Source organism: Agarivorans sp. JK6 (assembly GCF_045277145.1).
GTDB classification, from domain to species: domain Bacteria; phylum Pseudomonadota; class Gammaproteobacteria; order Enterobacterales; family Celerinatantimonadaceae; genus Agarivorans; species Agarivorans albus.
This window is the reverse complement of the sequence record NZ_CP113525.1, coordinates 744,333-763,506: the sequence shown is the minus strand read 5'-3', so window position 1 is coordinate 763,506 and position 19,174 is coordinate 744,333. Positions and strand designations below refer to the sequence as shown.

Genomic DNA, 19,174 nt, shown 5'->3' with positions numbered 1-19,174 from the left:
CCAGCATCAACAAACTGGCATTACAACAGCAAGCTTTACGCTAGTGCTTTATTAGCTTTTAAACGGCTTTGCAAAAAGTGTAATAACATGCCGTACAGCGGAACAAACAAAGCAAGATTAACCGCAAGTTTAAAGCCATAATCTACCCAGGCAATCTCTACCCAATGTTCAGCCATAAAGGCGTCGCTGCTGGCATAAAAGGCCACCGCAAAGAATAAGAAAGTATCCACCAAGTTGCCAAACACACTTGAGCCCGCAGGCGCTACCCACCAGTGCTTAAGCTGGCGTAAACGGTCAAACACTTTTACATCCAATAATTGACCTACCGAATAAGCCAAAAAGCTCGCCAAAGCTATACGCGCAACAAAGGCGTTCCAGGCTAACAAGCCGGCTAAACCTTGATATTCACCTTGGTAAAACAGTACCGACACAATGTAGCTCACCACTAGGGCAGGCAACATTGCGGTGAAAATAATCTTTCTAGCTCTGCTTGCACCAAACAAGCGAACGGTAAGGTCGGTGGCTAGAAATATAAATGGGAAAGTAAACGCGCCCCAAGTGGTATGAAAACCAAATATAGTGAAGGGCAATTGCACTAAATAATTACTAGCGGCAATAGTAACGATATGAAATAAAGCGAGAATAATAACACTGCGGCGCTCGGCCTCAGTTAATTGTAAAAACCACATTATAGAACTACCTATCTTTTTGTTAATTGGGGGTGAGAGAACCCAAGGGCGGCGGAGTATTCCACAACTATAAGCTAACTGCAATAGCTAAACGATTAGTCAAGAAATCATCGCTATTTGATTTTTTTGGTGATAACTAACAGTTTTTAAGCAAACACACCTCTCAAGGCTTCGCTCGCTGTCCGTTCTTAGTTAAACTGAGCTATTGCCCTGCCCGCGTTCAAGCCCATCTGTGGTTTGTTGTTTGATTATGGCAGCAGCACTTGCTTCAGCGGTGGGTGCTACGTTTAGTTAATTTAAAAGGATGCACTTTGTCTGGCTTATTGCGGATCATCTTGATCGATACTCACCTAAAAGGTGTGGTAGAACTTAAACTCGACCAACACAGCAATATATGTGGAACTAACGCCTCAGGTAAAACCACATTACAGCGTCTTATTCCGGTATTTTATGGCGAATACCCCAGCCGCGTAGTGCCAAGTACCCGCGACAGTTTTGAGCGCTGGTACCTACCACGAGAAGCCAGCTACATTATCTACGAGTACCAGCAATACAATGGCCAAGTTGCCCAAGTAGTCTTGTCATCGGGTCGCGAAGACCAAGGGGTAAAATACCGCTTTATTGGTAAGCCTTTTGAACTAGAAGATTTTATCGACAAACAAGACGAGCAAGGTACTTGGTTTTTGGCTCCCGCTAAACTAGGCCAAAAACTTAAAAAGCAAGAGTTCAACGGCGCTGCCCTAGCCACTACCCGCTTTCTTAATACCAGAGAATTTCGTGCAATTATTCAAAACGATCGCAGCTTACAAAATGCCGGCGACAGCGATTTGAAAGCTTTTGCTCGCCAGTTTTCTATGTGCGATCCAAAGCATGGCCTGCGCCACATTGAAAAACTAGCCAAAGCAGTGCACTCCAAAGAAGGCAAAATGGAAACCATCAAATCGATGATTGCCGCCATTTTGGAAGAAGAAGGCGTAACCTTAAAACCAACTTGGGTAGATGCCAATAAAGCGCAAGCGTGGATCCAAGAAACCCGCTTAATCCAGCAGTTTGAAGCGATTCGCCCTAAGTTCGTAAAACTAGAGCAAATCAACCAACAACTGCTTAGCAGCGAAGCTCAGTTGCACCAGCTAGACAAAAACCTGCAAAGCGATGAAGCGGAGCTATTTTCCCAAAGTGAACATAGCCAACGCCAGCTTAACCAATTAAAACAACAGTTAAGCGAACTAGAGCAAGAGTGGCAGAATCAACGCGAACAGCTTAACCAAGCCATCTCTAGTGCCAATGCCGATGTTTCTAGTTTCGACCAGCAACTTAACCACATCGAAGATGATTACCAAGCTTGGCAAGATAAAAATATCGAGCAAGCACTTAGCGCGGTTGAGCAGCTACCACTTTGGCGTGAGCAAGTGCGAGAAGTTAGCGAACGCCACCAGCTGCTCACCGAGCAACACAGCGATATTGAAGCCCACTTCAACCAACGCAAAAGCGAAATCAACGAGCAGCTAAACTCGGCATTAAACAAACTGCATAAAAACAAAGATCAGCAGCAGCAGCAGCTCAACCAAGAGAAACAACAGCAACAATCTGAGTTAAATAACGAACAACAGCAGCAACAAAAACAAATTAATCAGGTTGAGCAAAGCTTCCAACAACAGCAGCATAAAAATCAGCTAGAACTGGCGCAGCTAGAGGCCGGCACCCTGCAAATGGGCTATACCGAAGAAGAAAGCCGCCAGCTTAATATCATGGATAATCGTCTCGACGAGGCCAACCAGCAGCAACAGTTGTTATCTGCGCAAGTACGCCAACACACCGAACAATTGCACAGCCTAAAGCAGCAGCGCCAACAAGCCGACCAAACCTTAGCCAACGCCAGCCAACAATCTCGCCAGCTAGAACAAAAGCTAAGTGGGCTAAAAGACAGCCTGCAACCGGCCGATGGCAGCCTACTGGCGCACCTACGTAGCGAGCACCCACAGTGGGAGCAAAGCATTGGTAAGTTAATTAACCCTGAGCTGCTCAATCGTCGTGATTTAAAACCTCATAGCGAAACGAACCATCAAAGCGTATTTGGCTTAGCCTTAGACTTAAAAGCCATCGATGCTCCAGAATGTGCCGCCACCGAAGAGCAAATCAAACAGCAAATTGAGCAAATTCAGCAAAGCTTTAACGAAGCGCAGAAACAGCTTAAACAAGCTGAACTTGACTTAAGTGACGCCAACAAAGCCGTGCAGCAGCAAGATTTGTCAGTTGCCGAAGCCACAGCAGCTCACCACAACAGTGAAGATCAACTCAAACGTCTACAAGAAGAAAAACAGCTACTCAAAGAGAGCTTTTCTAGCGCGCTTAAACAGCGCCAAAGCGTGGGACTAGAAAAACAAACTAAGCTGAAAACCTATTTAGACAATGCGCAAACACAGCATCAAGAATACCTAGACGAGTTACGCGAACAACACCAAGAAGCCAAGCTAGAAAAAATGGCCTGGTGGGAAGAAAAGATTGATGCATTAGCCTTGCAACTAAGCCAAGCTCAAGACGCCATTAGCAATCGCCAGAAACAAGCGAAAGAAGCGCTAAAACAGTCGGAACAATGGTATCGCGGCGAGTTGCAGGCACAGGGCTTAGATGACCAGCTAATTGTTGATTTAGCCAAGCAAAAGCGCCAACTTAATCAACAAATTCAAGACGCCGAGCAGTACCGTGATGAAGTAAGCGAATACAAAATTTGGCATCAACAAGTGTGGCTAAACCAAAAACCACAACTTAACGATGCCCTTGCCAATGCTCGCCAAGCACAAAGCAGTGCTAAACAAGCCCTTAACGAGCAACTGGCTCACTTCAAACAGCAGCGCGATAGCCAGCAAGCTGAGCTCAGCAAGCTTAAACAAGAGCTAGAACAGCTACAGCAACAATACAGCCAAACTCAAAACCTGTTGCGAAAAATCAAACAATTGGCTTTACCCAAACAAAACCAAGCAGACCAAACAGCAGAAGCTGCCGGTACACCCGCCGAGCGAGCCCGCCAAGCCGAGCAGCAAATTGTGCAGCGTAACCAGCAGCTTGAGCAAGTTAATGAATCAGTTCGCCATTTTGATAGCTTATTAGCGCAACAAGCTGGCTCAGACTTAAGCGAAACTTGGGAGCGTTCGCGTGCCGCATGCCGGCGCACCAACGAAGAAGGGGAAAGCACCCTCGCCTACCGTGAGTTAGTGCCACACCTATCTGAACTGTTAAACGGTTTAGTGCCGCAAAAAGTACAAGGCCTAATCGACCACGGTCGCAACCTAGGCATGAGCATTAGCAGCTTCTACCAAAACTTAAGCGACATTGACCAACGAATTTTGAGCCAAAGCCGCCGTATTACCCGCGAAATTGGTGAAGACTTAAGCCTAGATGGCGTATCTGATTCAGCAGTAAAAATTCGCTCTAAGATTAGCGAACTAGAGTTTTGGGACGAACTAAAAACCTTTGTAGATAACTTCCAAGCGTGGCAACAGCAAGGCTTTAATCAACTGCCCGACGAAGACTACGCCACCAGCATGCGGGTAGCCCTAGACATTATTGGTCGCAGCGCACTTAAAGAAGGGGTATCTCGGTTATTGCTGATTGAGCTAACCCTGCGCGAAGGCAATAGCGACCTAGTGATCCGCACCGACCGCCAGCTTAATGAATCCAGTAGCCACGGCATGGCCTACTTAATTTTGTGTAAGTTCTTATTGGCCTTTACCCGCCTATTGCGTGGTAATGCCGATACTTACATTCACTGGCCAATTGATGAATTAGGCACCCTGCACCAAAGCAACGTGAAAAAGATCTTTGATGCCTGTGACCATAACCAAATTCGCATACTGGGGGCTTTTCCTAACCCAGAATCTGAGGTATTGGACTTGTTCACCCACCGCTACATCATCAACCGTGACAAGCGCCAACTGCAGGTTGTGCAGCCGCGAATTAATCCTTTACAAGAAAAGCTAAAAGCAGCCCAAGCGGCAAAAGCCAATACTAAACAAGCGGAGGCTGAGCTATGAGTAAGTTAAGCGCCACCGGCATGAGCGAAACCGGGCGGATTTTAGAAGCCCTGTTAAGTGGCCAATTTATCTGCCAAGTGAGTGACGAAGATGGTTTTCACTTTTTAGCCGAAGAAGCTAACCGCGAGCGCATCGACAGCCACTTACATGTGCTTAATCGCCGCCTTGCCAGTGCTTGTGAAGGCGAACTGTATTTTTGCGCCTATCGCGAGTTAGGTGACAATGAACACAAAGTGATAAGCCAGCAATTTAGCGAAATAGCAGGTAGCTTACTGCCGCTCACCGAGTGGTTAATTCTCAGCCAAGAAGCACAAGGCCAAGATAGCCCTATTAGTGCCGGAGTGGCGCTGCGTTTAAGCGAGTTGCAAACCGTGGTGGAAGACACCCCAGCGCTGCGTGAACAACTGGCAAAAATATCTCAATACAAGTTGTTTGGCTCAACCAGTAGCCAAGTAGATGGTCAACTTAAGCAAGTGTTTAAGCGCCTCTGTGAACAAGGCTACTTAGTTCGACCAAACCAAGAAAAACAAATCTACATTGCCACAGCAAAAGTAGATTACATTTTTGAAGTGATTAGCTTTATTGATGAAGCCGAAGGTCTAGGCTTAGAACAACAAGCCATGGATGCCATTGGCCAGCAGGAGCCCTTACTGTGAACCAACATTTGCAACAAGCTGGCTTAAAGCTATTTAAGCTGCTTGCGCGTCATGGCGAAAGCCTGATGCATGCTTACGTTAACGGCAAGCTAGATGAAAGTAAGCTAGACAGTAAACAGATTGATGCCTTACTCAAAGCTGGCGTTATTTGGCGCCCATCAGCCGACGAAGGCTTGCATTTAAGCTCTAACCTGCGCTCATTATTGGAAGAAGCCTTAAGTGATACTCGTAATCGGCAAATTGATTCTAATGTTGGCTCGCGCTTAGAAACCATTAAAACCTTGGCAGCACACTACAAAGAAGCCTTACATATTGGTGATTTAGCCGCAGCCGACGTCTACCTCAGCGATTTAAGCGAACACAGTTACAGCCTCACCGAAAGCCTGCGCCATAGCTCGCGGGTATTGTGGAGCCGAATCAACAATGAGTTTGGTTATGTGCCCAGCTTAAGCGCCAAAATCCGTGAAAATGAACTAGCTCAGCAGCAAGTGAGCGAACTGCTCAATAGCCTTGCCTTATTAAACTTTGATACTTTAAGCCAAATAGCTGGGGATATTCGCGAGCTGCGCCGGATCTTGGTGTTGAACCTAAGCCAAGCGGTTTACGACTGCACCCAAGAGCTGGCCGTTGTGCAAACACGCCTACTCACCTTACTCGGCCGTTTCCGTGAGTTACGTGGTAAGTCTCGCCTGCTTAAAGGTTTGCAGCTATTTCATGCTCAGCATCCCGACTTCAGCCCGAAAGACCCAACGCAACAACTCGATGTAGCGAGCTTATTTAACCAAGCCCCTGCACTACTATCCAAGGCCAGTGTTGATATTCACAACAGCGAACATGAACACGACTTATTGCTATCGCTTAGCCAGCTCAAGTTGCAACGTCACACTAAAGTGAGCGAAACCGACACCGAACATGCGGTATCTCTAGAAGGTGCCGAAGAGTTTGCCCTGCAAGAGCAAAAGATTAAACAAGATGTAGAGAACTACCTGTTGGGCGTAATAGAAAGTGCTGCGGGCCAAACGGCCTTAGAGTACTATCAAGAACAGCACTTAGAATGGGATGCCGAAGCCTGGTTATACCAAGTATGGGGCAGCTACCATGCTCTGCCAGAAGAACAGCGTGACTACTTTGCGCTAGACCCCATTGAAGACCCACACCCAATTTTTAGCGGCAACCGGATTGTTCGCGATTTACAGGTATGGTTACGTTAATTCTGCTAACAAATGTGCTTAGCTAACTAAGCACATTCTTGCCGACTAAATAAGCAGTGCCTATATTTAATTACAAGCACTTACGTTTTACCTATAGAAATATTTGACTGACTAATTCATTATTTTAGAATATGTCAGTTGTTGGGCCGGTACGCATTAGAGAGTAAATATGAAAGTAGTTGATTTTATTAAGAAAAAGCGTGAAATGCTAGCCCAAAACCCATTTGAATTGAAAGATTGGCTGTCGCCTGCAATTCGCGATCACTGGATTGAGTTTCTAAATAAAGCTCATGATAGTCAATTAGTTAACTGGGTAAGAGAACACCAATTAAGCTCCAATGGTGAGCAACAAGCCAGTTTTAAAGAAACCATAGAATTACATCCAAAAGCTGAAGCCTTGTTAGAAGAGCTGTCGATGCAGCTGGGTGAAGAAATCCACATTGGTGATTGGCTCAATGTCACCCAAGAGCGAATTAATCAATTTGCCGATGTCACTAAAGATCACCAGTGGTTACACACCGATCCGCAGCGCGCCGCAGAAGAATCACCGTTTAAAACCACCATTGCTCATGGTTTTTTAACCTTGTCCTTGCTGCCAGCACTTACCGAAAGTGTTGACCCAGATAAACCGCTTTATCCATCAGCAAAAATGATGGTGAATTACGGCATCAACCAAGTTCGTTTTCCTTACCCGGTTAAGGTAAATAACCGGATTAGAGCGCGTACCCGTTTGACCAAGGTTGTACCAATTAAGCGAGGTTTAGAGTTAGTAAAAGAAATTACCGTAGAAATTGAAGGCTGTCGCCGCCCAGCTTGTGTGGTTGAATCGGTAGTTCGTCTCTATTTTTAGTCGCCACAACTCGCTATGATGGTTCACGTTAGGGTTTAGTTAAAGGAGCTTAACGTGAACACAGCGCATTCTCATTCCATCTCTGTTCAACAGCATACTCATCAAAATAAACCTTCCTACCAGTATTTACTGAGTCAGCTTAGCTCGCTAGATAGCGCTAAACATTACCCTTTAGTACTGTTTCTGCATGGTCGTGGGGAAATAGGCGGTGAGATTGAAAAGCTGCTTAATTTTGGCCCCAATAGCTACTTACAACAGCATCACCTAGACGCTATTTGTATTAGCCCACATGTGCCGGAAGGTCGCGACGGTTGGGCCATCGCAGAGCTGATCAGCTTACTTGACCAAATAGAACAGCAGTTTTCCATCGATAAACAGCGAATATATTTAACGGGTTTAAGCATGGGCGGTTTTGGCGTTACCAATTTAGCCTTAGCGCAACCACAGCGCTTTGCTGCCTTAAGTATATTGGCGGCGGGAGATCCTAATCGCTTAGCGCCGTGGTCATTAAACTTGCCAGCTCGCCCCGTTTGCGAAGAGCTATACCAACGACTTAATCAGCTACCAATTTGGTTAGCTCATGGCTTAAAAGACCAAGTAATCCCAGCAGAGTTTTCTGTAGAGCTAGCGCATAAGCTTGGCCAAATGGAGCGCCAAGCTCAGCTACAAAGCACGTGGTACCCGCAGCATGAGCACAATATTTGGGACGATTTTTATGCCACTAATAGTTTTTGGACCTGGCTATTTGAACAAACGAATCCAAACCCAAAAAGTGAACGGCAAAGTTTTCAAGATTTAAGTCATCTTGCTGGTGACTACGGTAATCAGCATGACTATGTCAGCATTAGTTATTGCGAAAAACAGGGGCTTAAGCTGCTTTGTAAAGACCTACAAGACAACGAGCTCAGCTTCACTCTTTATCCGGTGACCAAAGATCTACTGTTTTGTGAAATAGGTTGCTTACGCTTTATCGAGCAAGCCAAGCACACTCAGCTAGCCCTTACTCGCCTCACCCTACTAGATAAATTTGAGTTAGGTTAAACCGCTAACTAATTCGTTTTATGTAGCTCTCGCGCTGAATATCTAACACTTCAGCGCTAATACTTTTTACCATGGGCAATTCTGCACCGAGTCCCTCTACTAGCGCAGTGGTTAAGGCTAGCTTTTGCTCAGTCGTTCTTCCAGAAAGAATGTGCAAACGCAGATGTAAGAAGCTGTGATCGTCTAAACCACTCAATACATCTTGATAAGCAATGGCTCGTAGCTTAATCGCTGTTGGCTCAAACTCACCACTATTTTTGAGTAAATTAAAAGCCTTAGCTAAAACCTCACTAATAGTAATTTGCTCACTCAAGTCTTGAGAATATTCAACAATACAATGCGGCATTTTCGGTACTTCACACATGCTAAAAATTTATGTTTTACGATAGAAAAATTTATTTAGTAATACAATTTATAAAAACCAAGCTTTTGTTGATCTAGATCACACCTATCAAGTATGCTCGCTCAGATAATGCACGGCCCTTGGAGCACTGTGCTTTTTTTAACCTTTTACTTGGAATCATCGACTATGAGCAATACTACTACCGCTAACCCAGCCCCACTTGGATTGATGGGTTTCGGTATGACTACCGTGTTACTAAACATTCACAATGCCGGATTTTTTCCAATTGATGCAATGATTTTGGCTATGGGCATTTTCTACGGTGGTTTATCTCAAGTAATTGTAGGGATTATGTGCTTCAAACGCGGTGATACTTTTGGTACTACTGCCTTTACCTCTTACGGCTTATTCTGGTTAACTCTAGTCGGCTTGTTGGTGTTACCTAAAATGGGCTTAGCCGAGCCTAGCCCTCACACCTTTATGGGTTGGTACTTAGCACTTTGGGGCTTGTTCACTGCGTTCATGTTTGTGGGCTCATTACGTTACCCAACAGCTAAACAAGTAGTATTCGGCAGCTTGACCATTTTGTTTGCGCTATTGGCAATTCGCGATTTCACAGGCAGTGAACTGATTGGCACTATTGCTGGCTACGAAGGCATCTTCTGTGGTCTGTCGGCTATCTATTTTGCAATGGCCCAAGTACTTAATGCTGAATATGGCCGTACTATTTTGCCTGTTGGTCGTCCGATGAAGTTTGAAGACAACAGTGCGCCACTAAAAGTGGCTGCGTAAGCCTTAATTGCTTAACTAGCTTTGCCACCACATCTGGCTTTGCAGGTTGTGGATTGTCTTCTATAAGTGATTGAAGATCTTCAATATAAGCGTCTATCTTAGCTAAGATATGACGCTTTTGTTGTTTATTGGCCAGCGCTAATATTTCGCTCATGCCTTGTGCCCACAATTGCCGATTATGATAGAAACGTTCAGCTAAGCCAGGCGGCCAGAGTGATTCTGAATTCACCATCAATACATAAAATTCTTGCTCAAAATTTTCCGACTTACTTTGCCCACTTAGAGAATAAGCCAAATATTGCTGCCAACGACTTTGCACGTTGTGCCAATCGGCGCGAGTATCAATTAGCTGCTTAGCCAGCTGCTCTATTACCTGTTGTTGTTTGGGAGATACATCGCCAAGCCAGCGCTCAACACTGTTAGAGATGTGTTCAATACGGTAATCATAATGGCTTTGTTGGCGGTCGCTATCTTCGCGTTGCTCGGCTAGCTTAGCCATAAAGTCTGATAGCTGCTGCGAAGAAGCAGTTTGTGCGAGCTGCGCTACATCAAGATACACATGACCAGCCAATACTCGATAATGCTCTTGCCAAGCATCTACTTGCTCTAATAATTGTTGTTGGCTTATACCACTATTGATTTGAGCATGAAACAGCTGAAGCTGAGCCAAGTATACCGGCAACTGTTCATTCCTGTGCCATACCAGCCAGCTTTTTAACATGGGTTTAAAAGCTGCTTTTTGCTCGCTGTTCATTTCGATGTAATCATCGATGTACCAGTAAGCCAGCCAGTTAAGGTTGTTATACACAAAGCGCATACCACAGGCGCTCAGTAAGCCGCTGAGTATCAATATCAGTATCCATCTAAAAGGCTTCGTTTGCATAACACCTCCTTTAATAAACAGACCCAAAGAACCGGAAATAGTTCTCACTCTGCAGCTATTTAATTATTAAGGCTTGTGAGATTAATTCAAGCGGAGTAGATTAGCCCTACTTGCAATGGTGGCGTGAAACCAAGCACGCAATGGATGGTTAATTGGTTGGTTTAACTAAGAAATTATTACTGGTATTAGCAGTTATTGCTGGCGCTTTTGGGCTTGGCATCGGTGTAAGTTATTGGCAGCAACAACAGCTTGAAGCACTAGACTTTGAGCACTGCCAACAATTGCATAATGGTCGCTGTGAGTGGCAAGTTGATGAGCAAACATGGCAATTAACTTTACCTAATGACCAACTTCCCGCCATGTTAAGCCAGCATCTTGAGTTAAACACCAACCAAGAAAACCCTCCAAGCCTAGAACTCCGTTTACAAGGGATAGAAATGTACATGGGGGAAATCAGCCTGCAGCTAGAGCCCAACGAACATGGTCACTATCAATCGGATATTTTGCTGCCGATTTGTAACACTGGAAAAATGCGCTGGCGAGCAGAAATTGTTTCTTTAGACCCCACCCAACCTGTTGCTCTTAGTTTTGAGGTAGATAGCCAATGAAATACCTAGCATGGATCGCTCTAATTATTGTTAGTGGATTAGCCGGAGTTATGAGTTTTCAATGGTTTTCTGCAGACTCTAGCCCTAAACAAGCGGCGGTAAGCAATAAAGTGATTGCTACAGTGCCCACAAACTTGTTCAAAATTACCAGTAGTGACGGGCGCTTTACTGAACTGAATAACGATAAACAACTCTATATTGCTTACTTTGGTTTTACCCACTGCCCAGACGTTTGCCCAACCTCTTTAGCGGTACTTAGCGCTGCGCTGCAGGGAATATCAGAGCCGCAACGCCAGCAATTGCAAAGCTTGTTTGTGAGTGTTGACCCAAAACGTGATGACCCAGAAACGGTTTCCACCTACGCAGGTTATTTTCACCCAGATATCGTTGGCTTAAGCCCACAAGAAGGCCAGCTATTAGGCTTAACCCAAAGCTTGGGAGTGTATTATAAGTATGTAGATATTCCCGACTCACAACTGGAATACAGCGTTGACCACAACTCATTTTTTTATTTCTTAAATGCTCAAGGCGAGTTACTGGCAAAAGTGCCACACACCCTAGACCCAGAGCCTTTAGTCACCAAAATTCAACAATTACTTCCTCAATAAAAAAGGATTAACCATGCGCTCAATCTTGCTCGCTCTCAGTCTTTTATTTAGCGTTCACCTAGCAGCCAATGATGCCGCTATTACCGTTAACGACGCCTATGCGAGAGCCACTCCACCTAATGCACCCACCAGCGCTATTTTCATGCAAATGAACAACAACAGTGAGCAAACGGTTAGCCTAGTATCGGCCAGCACGCCTGCAGCAGGTCGTGTGGAATTACACACCATGTTGATGGACGGTGATGTTATGCAAATGCGTCAAGTGGAAAAAATCGAGGTTCCAGCGGGTAAACAGGTAGAGCTAAAGCCGGGCGGTTTGCACTTAATGCTATTTGATTTAGCGAGCAAATTTGCCGAAGGTGAAGAAGTGGAATTAACGCTGGTGTTTTCCGATGGCAGTCAGCAACAGCTCACAGTGCCAGTTAAAAAGGTGATGCACAAAATGAAGCACCACCACTAAATTTCGACCATATAAAGAGATTTTTGGGATTAAGTCTGCGCTTAATCCCATTTAATATTTGGCTATTCAGACAAGTACCTGTCTAAGGATATTCCGTAGTCACGCGCAGATACCGCACTTTCTATTTCTTCATGCGCATACTTACTTAGGTCTATTAACTTAACCTCAGTGTGGGTGTTGGTTAGAGTATTAAATACTTGCTTAATCACTGGCTGTAGAGGCTTAAGTTCATTACGCTCAACCACTACGCCTAACTTACCTGATTTTAGTTTGACTAAGGTGCCGACTGGGTAGACGCCCATGCAACGGATAAACTTTTCAACCAAGGCTTTATCAAACTGAGTGCCAACTCCCGATAACAAAATTCGGAACGCGGCCGTAGGCGGCATACCACTTTTGTAAACTCGGTCGGCGGTTAGCGCATCGTAACAATCTACAATGTTGGCCATACGGGTATAAGCCGATAACTCATCGCCTTTTAATTTGTTTGGATAACCCAGGCCATCCAAACGTTCGTGGTGATTACTGGCAATTTCAAGCATGATCTTGCTAATGCCTTCTTGCTCTTTAAGAATATTGTGGCTGTGCACCACATGCTCTCGCATAATCACAAACTCGTCGTCAGTTAACCGGCCAGGTTTGTGCAAGATCTCATCGGGAGTATTGATCTTACCGATATCATGTAACATTCCGCCCATTAGCAATTGCTTTTGCTTAGTTCGGTTCATACCAAGCGAACGGCCAAAATATGCCAGTAGCATCCCCACGTTAAGAGAGTGCTCCATCAAATACTTATCTTTGGCGCGAATTTTGGCCAAACACAACATGGCGTTGCTTTGGTTTTCTAGGGAGTCAATTAAACCTTCAGCGGCTTTTTCCATTGGTTCAATATCAATGGGTTCTCCTTGTTGTAGCTGCTTAAAGTATTTGGTTTGTAAGCTTTTAGCTTCGTTAAACAACTTTTTAGCGGCTTGCTTTTCGCTTTCACCGCTACGCTTCTTCGGCTTACTACTTGAGCTGCTTATTTCGGTAGATTTTTGTTCCGATTCCTGTTCTGCAAACACGCTTCTGGACCAATCTACATTTACAACTTTTACCCCTTTATTCTTTAGAACTGTAACTTGCTTAGCCTGAGTAATACGCCCAGATTGAGCAATGCTGGTTTTGCCGGTTTGGCTGGTAATGGATACAACAAACATACCTTCTTTTAGGGCATCAATGTTGATGGTTCTTATATCGGCTTTAGGGCTTGTCATACGGCTTGGCAATCACTCATCCAAATTACGGCTAAAGGTAGAAAAACACTGCTTGAATAATACTAAAGCAATCAAAAAAAATAGCCTTCCTTAGAAGTGTAGAATGTTATCGCTATCAAAAAAGGGAAACGAAATGTAAATTTTTTCGAAAGTTTAATCAACTGCTAAATCTGCCAGTTCTAAGTATTCATTGGCTAGCACTTGAATTTTTTCCATATCTTTATCTGAGAACCCTTGTTTCTTTGGTTCTAAAGAGGAGAAATTAAGTGTTCCTATAATTTCGCCATGCTTGACTAAAGGAATGCCGATATAGCTTTCTAAATGCATAGCCTGATAACAAGGGTGTAAGCACATTTCGGTCATGGCGCCCACTTGGTGATAAGCCAATACCTTCTCCTGGCTTATCACATCAGCGCAATAGGTCATATCTACCGGAAACTCATCGCCAGCACGCACTAAATCAAGGCTAGAATAGGCCGCCAGCACTACGTAACGATTATCTTGGATATTGCTGATAATCCCTAGTTGCATATCAAAGGCTTGAGCTGCATCCTTCAACCACTGTTGCACGTCCATCGCTCACTCCAAACAATTTCAAAAAAAGCTTATTAACAATAAGCTAATCTTAGCTTAGATTTGGTTGTTGTTTTAACAATGCTTAGTATACTTTGGTCCATGCAAACACTCGAGTTTTGGCGTTTAGGTATTTTTGTTGGGCTGTTGGCCCTTTTTATGCTGCTAGAAATAGCTTGGCCACGGCACAAACGCAGTATTCCCCGCTCCCAACGCTGGCCAGCCAACTTAGGGTTAATCCTAGTAAATGGCTTATGTTTAAAGCTGCTATTTCCTATCACCACCTTAGCGCTTGCTAATTGGGCGCAACATCAGCAATGGGGCTTGTTTAATCAGCTAAACCTTAGCGCAGCCATTGCCGTACCTTTGTGTGTAATTTTGCTCGATCTGGCGATTTATTGGCAACATAGGTTATTTCACTCGCTGCCTTGGCTGTGGCGAATTCACCGTATGCATCATGTTGACCCAGACTATGATGTAAGCCTTGGATTACGTTTCCACCCTATCGAAATAGCCTTATCGATGCTGATAAAACTAGGCTTAATTACATTGCTTGGCGTGCCGGTATTGGCGGTGTTTTTATTTGAGGTGATACTAAATGGCATGGCGATGTTCAATCACAGCAATCTAAAGCTACCCTTAAAACTAGATGCATTTTTAAGAAAGTTGCTTGTCACTCCTGATATGCACCGAGTACATCATTCGCAAAGATATCATGAACATAATGCCAACTACGGCTTTAATTTGGCGGTTTGGGATAGACTGTTTCATAGTTATGTCGCTCAACCGCAAGATGGGCATAGCCAACTGAAATTTGGCCTAAGTCACTGGCCTAATGCTAAAGATAACCGCCAACTCAAAGGCTTATTAAGCCTGCCGTTTCGCTCACCGAGCAAATAAGCTAAAGCCAATCTGCAATAGCTTAATCAGCTCAAGTTAACAGCTCCTACATAACCAAAGCGTCACCAAAAAACCTTTTACAAAACTCCACTTGGTGAGAGTCTCAGTTCCTTGCTATATTTCAGCTCCGCGCGAATAAGGAAATAGAGATGTATAGCAGCTTATTGATGATTTTAGGGGCATTAGTTGTCGGTTACATGATTCCCGTAAAACATCCCTCGGCCTTGCTTACTATTCGCCGACTAAGTAGCTGGATGCTATATCTGATTCTATTTTTGATGGGTTATGGCTTGGCCTTTATTGATAACCTTAGCCAAAATATTATTCAACTATTTAGTCAAAGCGCAGTATTAGTGAGTTTATTGCTCACCTTCAACCTGAGTGCCTTGTACTTTGTGGGGCGCTATTTGGCGATGCCAGCCGCGGAACCTATCCACAAAAAAAGCAATAACATGCTTGCGATGTTTAAAGAACCTGCGTTGCTTATCGCGCTGTTGATAATCGGTTTAGTTTCGGGCTTGGCTTACCAGCAACAATTACCCGCTCAGTCAGTATTGGCCGAATACGCACTTATTCTGCTAATTTTTTGTATTGGTATCGAGCTGCGAAGTGCCGGTATTAGTGTTCGCCAGATGCTACTTAATCGACGCGGCTTAATTATTGCGGTGGTGATGGTGCTTAGCTCCTTACCTGCAGGTGCTATTACTGCTTACTTGTTCGACTTACCGCTAAACCTAGGCTTAGCCATGAGCAGTGGCTTTGGTTGGTATTCACTATCGGGCGCTTTGTTAAGTAAAGCAGCAACACCATTAATTGGTAGTACTGCCTTTTTTGCCGATTTAAGCCGCGAGCTAATTATCCTGCTATTAATTCCAGTTTTAATGCAGCGCTCACCCGCCGCCACTATTGGTTATGCCGGTGCAACTGCCATGGACTTCTCCTTGCCTATGCTACAGCGTGCTGGCGGCAACCAACTAGTGCCAGTAGCCATTGCCAGCGGCTTTATTCTTAGCCTACTTTGCCCGGTAATGATTTTACTACTGGTTAACTTTGTCTAAGGGCATTAGGGTCTGTTGATCTTTGCTGATGGTTTTTGCAGCAATTTATTAGCCATTTAGGCAAGGCAGTGAGTGTGCAGTTAAGTGGGCTTAATAATCACTCGCTAACGCTGAATAAATGGCTAAGAAATGCTGCCCGAAGGGTTCGGATAAGCGAACTTTACTCTTTGTTAAGCACTTCTTACTTAGCCCACTAGGCTTCTAAGTGCTCGCCGCGATTAAAGCCCGCTTATCTCGAACAAAATTTCAACACCAAAGAGCAACAGACCCTAATCATTGTTATTAAAGTCGGCAATGGCCTTGTCTAATAGCTTCAAATCTTCTGGGTAATCGTGACTAAGTTGGTGGATCCAGTCTTCAACATTATCCCACCACGCAGGAAGTTCTGGTGATTGAATTTTGTTGGCTAAACGCTGGATTCTCGCTAAACCTATCGAGCCCGCAGCGCCCTTAATTTTATGCGCCTCAGAGGCAATGCCATCCTGGTCTTTTGCAAACAAGTTACTCTCGAGTACTTTCATGTAATCGGGCATCACTTGCTTGAACAAATTGATGCTATCGTTAAGCACTTTTACCCCAATGGTCTCGCAAAACTGCTCAACTAAATCTAAATCTAAGATCGGCATAGAGCTGCGACTTAATGCCTGTTTAGGGTTTACTACAGGCTCTGCTTCTGGCTCTTCACCTATCGCAAACACACCGTTAAAACAATGTACTACCGCATTGCGATTAATCGGTTTATGAATAACATCAACCATGCCCGCTTTAGCAAATTCGCTTTTGCTGTTTACCACATTGGCGGTAAGGGCCACCAACGGTGGTAAGTGCTGTTCGGCGAACTGCTCCTGCCAGCGTTTGGCAATATCAAAGCCAGTCATATCCGGTAGCTGAATGTCTAATAAAACCAGGTCGAAATTATCTGGGTCAAATACTTCTAGCGCCTGCTCACCGCTCATTGCCACCTCAACATAGTGACCCAACTTTTCGAGAAGCGCTTTAGCTATGGTGACGTTTAGCTCTACGTCTTCAACCAGCAGAATATCTAATGGAGGATGATCAATTTGTTCTGCTTCATCAGGAATAGCATCTAAGGTGACCTTTAGGGTAACGGTAAAGCATGAGCCTTCACCCTCTTTGCTGCTCACGCTAATGTCACCACCCATTGCCCGAACTAGCTGGCGAGAGACCGACAAACCAATGCCGGTACCGGTTGCTGATTTACTGCCTTCTACTTGGTAGTACATGGCAAAAATCTCTTCTAACTGGTCTTGAGGAATGCCTGGTCCGGTATCTTCAATCATCAATTCAAGTTGCACTTCTTGCTCAGACAAAGGCTCGGCTTTTATGGTTAAAGCAACTTCGCCCTGCTCGGTAAACTTAACCGCGTTATGGGTTAAATTCCATAGCACTTGGCGCAGGCGCGTTGGGTCGCCCATGATGCTATTGGGAATGGGGCCAATTTGCTCAAAACGAAAATCTAAGCCCTTACTTTGTAACTGCATTTCAGTAAGCGTTTCAATGTCGGTGACTAAGGCTTTAAAATCCATTGGCTCTAGCGATACTGCAAAGCGACGTCGGTCTAACTTATCTAAGTCAATAATATCGTTAAAAATATTACCCAGAGTAGTCGCACTCAATAAGATGGTATTTACGTGTTTGCGCTGGTCATCATTAAGTGGGGTGTCTAATAACATTTGGCTTAAACCCACTACCCCATTAAGCGGAGTGCGCAACTCGTGACTCAGCGTCGAAATAAACTGGGTTTTATCTCGATTGGCTTTCTCAATATTAGCTTGATGGCGCATTCTCTCGGTAATGTCTCGACCAAAACCTAACAGACCTAAACGGTTACCATTACGCCCATAAAATGGCACCTTACGTAGTTCAAAAAACGCTTTGCGCCCATCGGGATACTCTAACCATTGCTCGTAGGTAAGTTGTTCATCGTTATCAAATACCTGGTGATCAGTTTCAACAATTTTATCGGCAATATCTTCCGGGTAAACGTCGTAGGGAGTGAGGCCAATAAGTTGCTTTTCAGAGCGCCCAACCAGCTGCTCTAACGCTAAGTTACAACCGGAAAACTGGCCTTGCTCATTACGGTAATAAACCAAATCAGGAGAGCTATCAATAAAACTACGCAACAAGGCAGAGTGTTCTTCTAGCTCTTGCTGCGCTTGCTGGCGTTGTCTTACTTCTTGTTCTAAGTTGGCCATGGCTTGGCCACGAGCAGCTTCGGCTTTCTCGCGCTCATCAATCTCATTATTTAGCTGGCTGATGTTGGCTTTGAGCTTATTAGTAAGCTGCAGGTCTCGAGAGCGCATTTTTTCAAGCTTACGGATCATCTTGCTTAAGCGCTGGCGCGAGTCTTCAATTTGCTCTACCACCACCGACATAAAAAACACCGCCCACGGGGTAATAATTAAACCAAAAAACACCGAGCGAACTAAATCCACCGACGACACCTGGCCAGTAAGCGCGAAGGTAACACTCATTTGGATTGCCAAAGCCACTAAAATAATGGCGCTAGCTAAGCTTATGGTAAATTTAACTACGCCCAATCGAGATAATAAATGAACGTAATAGGTGGCAAGATTTTTCAGTGGCGTCATTAAGCCAGATTCCTTTTATAGCGCGAAGCAAGCTAAGTAAATGTTAGGGTCTGTTAATCTTTGCTGATGGTTTTTGCAGCAATTTATTAGCCATTTAGGCAAGGCAGTGAGTGTACAGTTAAGTGGGCTTAATAATCACTCGCTAACGCTGAATAAATGGCTAAGAAATGGTGCCCGAAGGGTTCGGATAAGCGAACTTTACTCTTTGTTAAGCACTTCTTGCTTAGCCCACTAGGCTTCTAAGTGCTCGCCGCGATTAAAGCCCGCTTATCTCGAACAAAATTTCAACACCAAAGATCAACAGACCCTAGCTAATCCATAAAATAAAGATGGTTAATATTAACCTAGCTTTTGTGGTATAACAGCCCATCTTTTTGTGTCATATAAATGCAATGAGCCCTAGGGGCTGTTTTTCTTTCGAGCTGATTTTTGCAGCCATTTGTGGCTTATTTATACAAGGCAGAAGCTTTAATGTGTAGTTAGTCTACATGAGAAGCTGATAACGCAGTAGAAATAAGCCACAAACGCTGCCCGAAGGGTTCGGCTAAAATCGTTGTATGCTTTGTTAAGGCATGTTTACCTAGAATGCTAGGCTTCACATTC

At 44.4% G+C, this 19,174-nt stretch carries 17 protein-coding genes; 11 read left to right on the top strand and 6 right to left on the bottom strand.

Annotated elements, in window-relative coordinates; all coding sequences use genetic code 11:
* Positions 1-35: 35 nt before the first annotated feature.
* Positions 36-689, bottom strand: a complete 654-nt coding sequence (locus OV592_RS03595; protein ID WP_016403515.1) for a 7-cyano-7-deazaguanine/7-aminomethyl-7-deazaguanine transporter — start codon at positions 687-689, stop codon at positions 36-38.
* Between the two features lie 311 nt (positions 690-1,000).
* On the opposite strand from OV592_RS03595, the gene OV592_RS03590 reads away from it, so the two are divergent.
* The 5 genes from OV592_RS03590 (at position 1,001) to OV592_RS03570 (ending at position 8,478) form a co-directional block, all read left to right on the top strand.
* On the top strand, positions 1,001-4,720 hold the full coding sequence (locus OV592_RS03590; protein ID WP_406610425.1) for an ATP-binding protein: 3,720 nt from the start codon (positions 1,001-1,003) through the stop codon (positions 4,718-4,720).
* Complete coding sequence (locus tag OV592_RS03585; RefSeq protein ID WP_152784175.1) at positions 4,717-5,376, top strand: condensin complex protein MksE; 660 nt, start codon at positions 4,717-4,719, stop codon at positions 5,374-5,376. The genes OV592_RS03590 and OV592_RS03585 overlap by 4 nt, the downstream gene beginning before the upstream one ends.
* Positions 5,373-6,587 carry a phosphoenolpyruvate carboxylase gene (locus OV592_RS03580; RefSeq protein ID WP_406610423.1) on the top strand — a complete coding sequence of 405 codons (1,215 nt, stop codon included), beginning with the start codon at positions 5,373-5,375 and terminating at the stop codon, positions 6,585-6,587. The genes OV592_RS03585 and OV592_RS03580 overlap by 4 nt, the downstream gene beginning before the upstream one ends.
* A 169-nt stretch (positions 6,588-6,756) precedes the next feature.
* The gene (locus tag OV592_RS03575) at positions 6,757-7,437 is read left to right on the top strand and encodes a MaoC family dehydratase (RefSeq protein WP_016403519.1); all 681 of its coding nucleotides are present in this window, start codon (positions 6,757-6,759) and stop codon (positions 7,435-7,437) included.
* Between the two features lie 54 nt (positions 7,438-7,491).
* Complete coding sequence (locus tag OV592_RS03570; protein WP_406610422.1) at positions 7,492-8,478, top strand: alpha/beta hydrolase-fold protein; 987 nt, start codon at positions 7,492-7,494, stop codon at positions 8,476-8,478.
* Between the two features lie 4 nt (positions 8,479-8,482).
* Here OV592_RS03570 and OV592_RS03565 read toward each other — a convergent pair whose 3' ends face one another.
* Positions 8,483-8,824, bottom strand: coding sequence for a 5-carboxymethyl-2-hydroxymuconate Delta-isomerase (locus tag OV592_RS03565; RefSeq protein WP_406610421.1), 342 nt, complete (start codon positions 8,822-8,824; stop codon positions 8,483-8,485).
* A 183-nt stretch (positions 8,825-9,007) separates the two neighbouring features.
* On the opposite strand from OV592_RS03565, the gene OV592_RS03560 reads away from it, so the two are divergent.
* Positions 9,008-9,613 carry an acetate uptake transporter gene (locus OV592_RS03560; RefSeq protein ID WP_040307594.1) on the top strand — a complete coding sequence of 202 codons (606 nt, stop codon included), beginning with the start codon at positions 9,008-9,010 and terminating at the stop codon, positions 9,611-9,613.
* Here OV592_RS03560 and OV592_RS03555 read toward each other — a convergent pair.
* Positions 9,546-10,496 (bottom strand): DUF6279 family lipoprotein, encoded by a 951-nt coding sequence (locus OV592_RS03555; protein ID WP_406610420.1) that lies wholly within the window; start codon positions 10,494-10,496, stop codon positions 9,546-9,548. The genes OV592_RS03560 and OV592_RS03555 overlap by 68 nt on opposite strands.
* Before the next feature lie 152 nt (positions 10,497-10,648).
* Between OV592_RS03555 and OV592_RS03550 the strand changes: the two genes are divergently transcribed.
* From OV592_RS03550 to OV592_RS03540, 3 genes are read left to right on the top strand one after another with little or no spacing between them, the layout of a single operon-like run.
* On the top strand, positions 10,649-11,104 hold the full coding sequence (locus OV592_RS03550; RefSeq protein WP_406610419.1) for a hypothetical protein: 456 nt from the start codon (positions 10,649-10,651) through the stop codon (positions 11,102-11,104).
* Entirely contained in the window at positions 11,101-11,712 is a 612-nt protein-coding gene (locus OV592_RS03545; protein ID WP_406610418.1) for an SCO family protein, read from the top strand. Before OV592_RS03550 ends, OV592_RS03545 begins: the two co-directional genes overlap by 4 nt.
* A gap of 13 nt (positions 11,713-11,725) precedes the next feature.
* Positions 11,726-12,172 (top strand): copper chaperone PCu(A)C, encoded by a 447-nt coding sequence (locus OV592_RS03540; RefSeq protein ID WP_406610417.1) that lies wholly within the window; start codon positions 11,726-11,728, stop codon positions 12,170-12,172.
* Between the two features lie 62 nt (positions 12,173-12,234).
* Here the strand turns inward: OV592_RS03540 and OV592_RS03535 are convergent, their stop codons facing one another.
* Together OV592_RS03535 and OV592_RS03530 are read right to left on the bottom strand one after the other, a co-directional pair.
* A complete protein-coding gene (locus tag OV592_RS03535) occupies positions 12,235-13,428 on the bottom strand; it encodes an HD-GYP domain-containing protein (protein ID WP_406610416.1) in 1,194 nt (397 codons plus the stop codon).
* Positions 13,429-13,581: 153 nt separating this feature from the next.
* Complete coding sequence (locus tag OV592_RS03530) at positions 13,582-14,004, bottom strand: GAF domain-containing protein (RefSeq protein ID WP_016403527.1); 423 nt, start codon at positions 14,002-14,004, stop codon at positions 13,582-13,584.
* Positions 14,005-14,103: 99 nt separating this feature from the next.
* Between OV592_RS03530 and OV592_RS03525 the strand changes: the two genes are divergently transcribed.
* Positions 14,104-14,901, top strand: coding sequence for a sterol desaturase family protein (locus OV592_RS03525; RefSeq protein ID WP_406610415.1), 798 nt, complete (start codon positions 14,104-14,106; stop codon positions 14,899-14,901).
* A gap of 149 nt (positions 14,902-15,050) precedes the next feature.
* The gene (locus OV592_RS03520; RefSeq protein WP_406610414.1) at positions 15,051-15,959 is read left to right on the top strand and encodes a lysine exporter LysO family protein; all 909 of its coding nucleotides are present in this window, start codon (positions 15,051-15,053) and stop codon (positions 15,957-15,959) included.
* A 269-nt stretch (positions 15,960-16,228) separates the two neighbouring features.
* Here OV592_RS03520 and arcB read toward each other — a convergent pair whose 3' ends face one another.
* On the bottom strand, positions 16,229-18,571 hold the full coding sequence (arcB, locus tag OV592_RS03515; protein WP_406610413.1) for an aerobic respiration two-component sensor histidine kinase ArcB: 2,343 nt from the start codon (positions 18,569-18,571) through the stop codon (positions 16,229-16,231).
* Between the last annotated feature and the right edge of the window lie 603 nt (positions 18,572-19,174).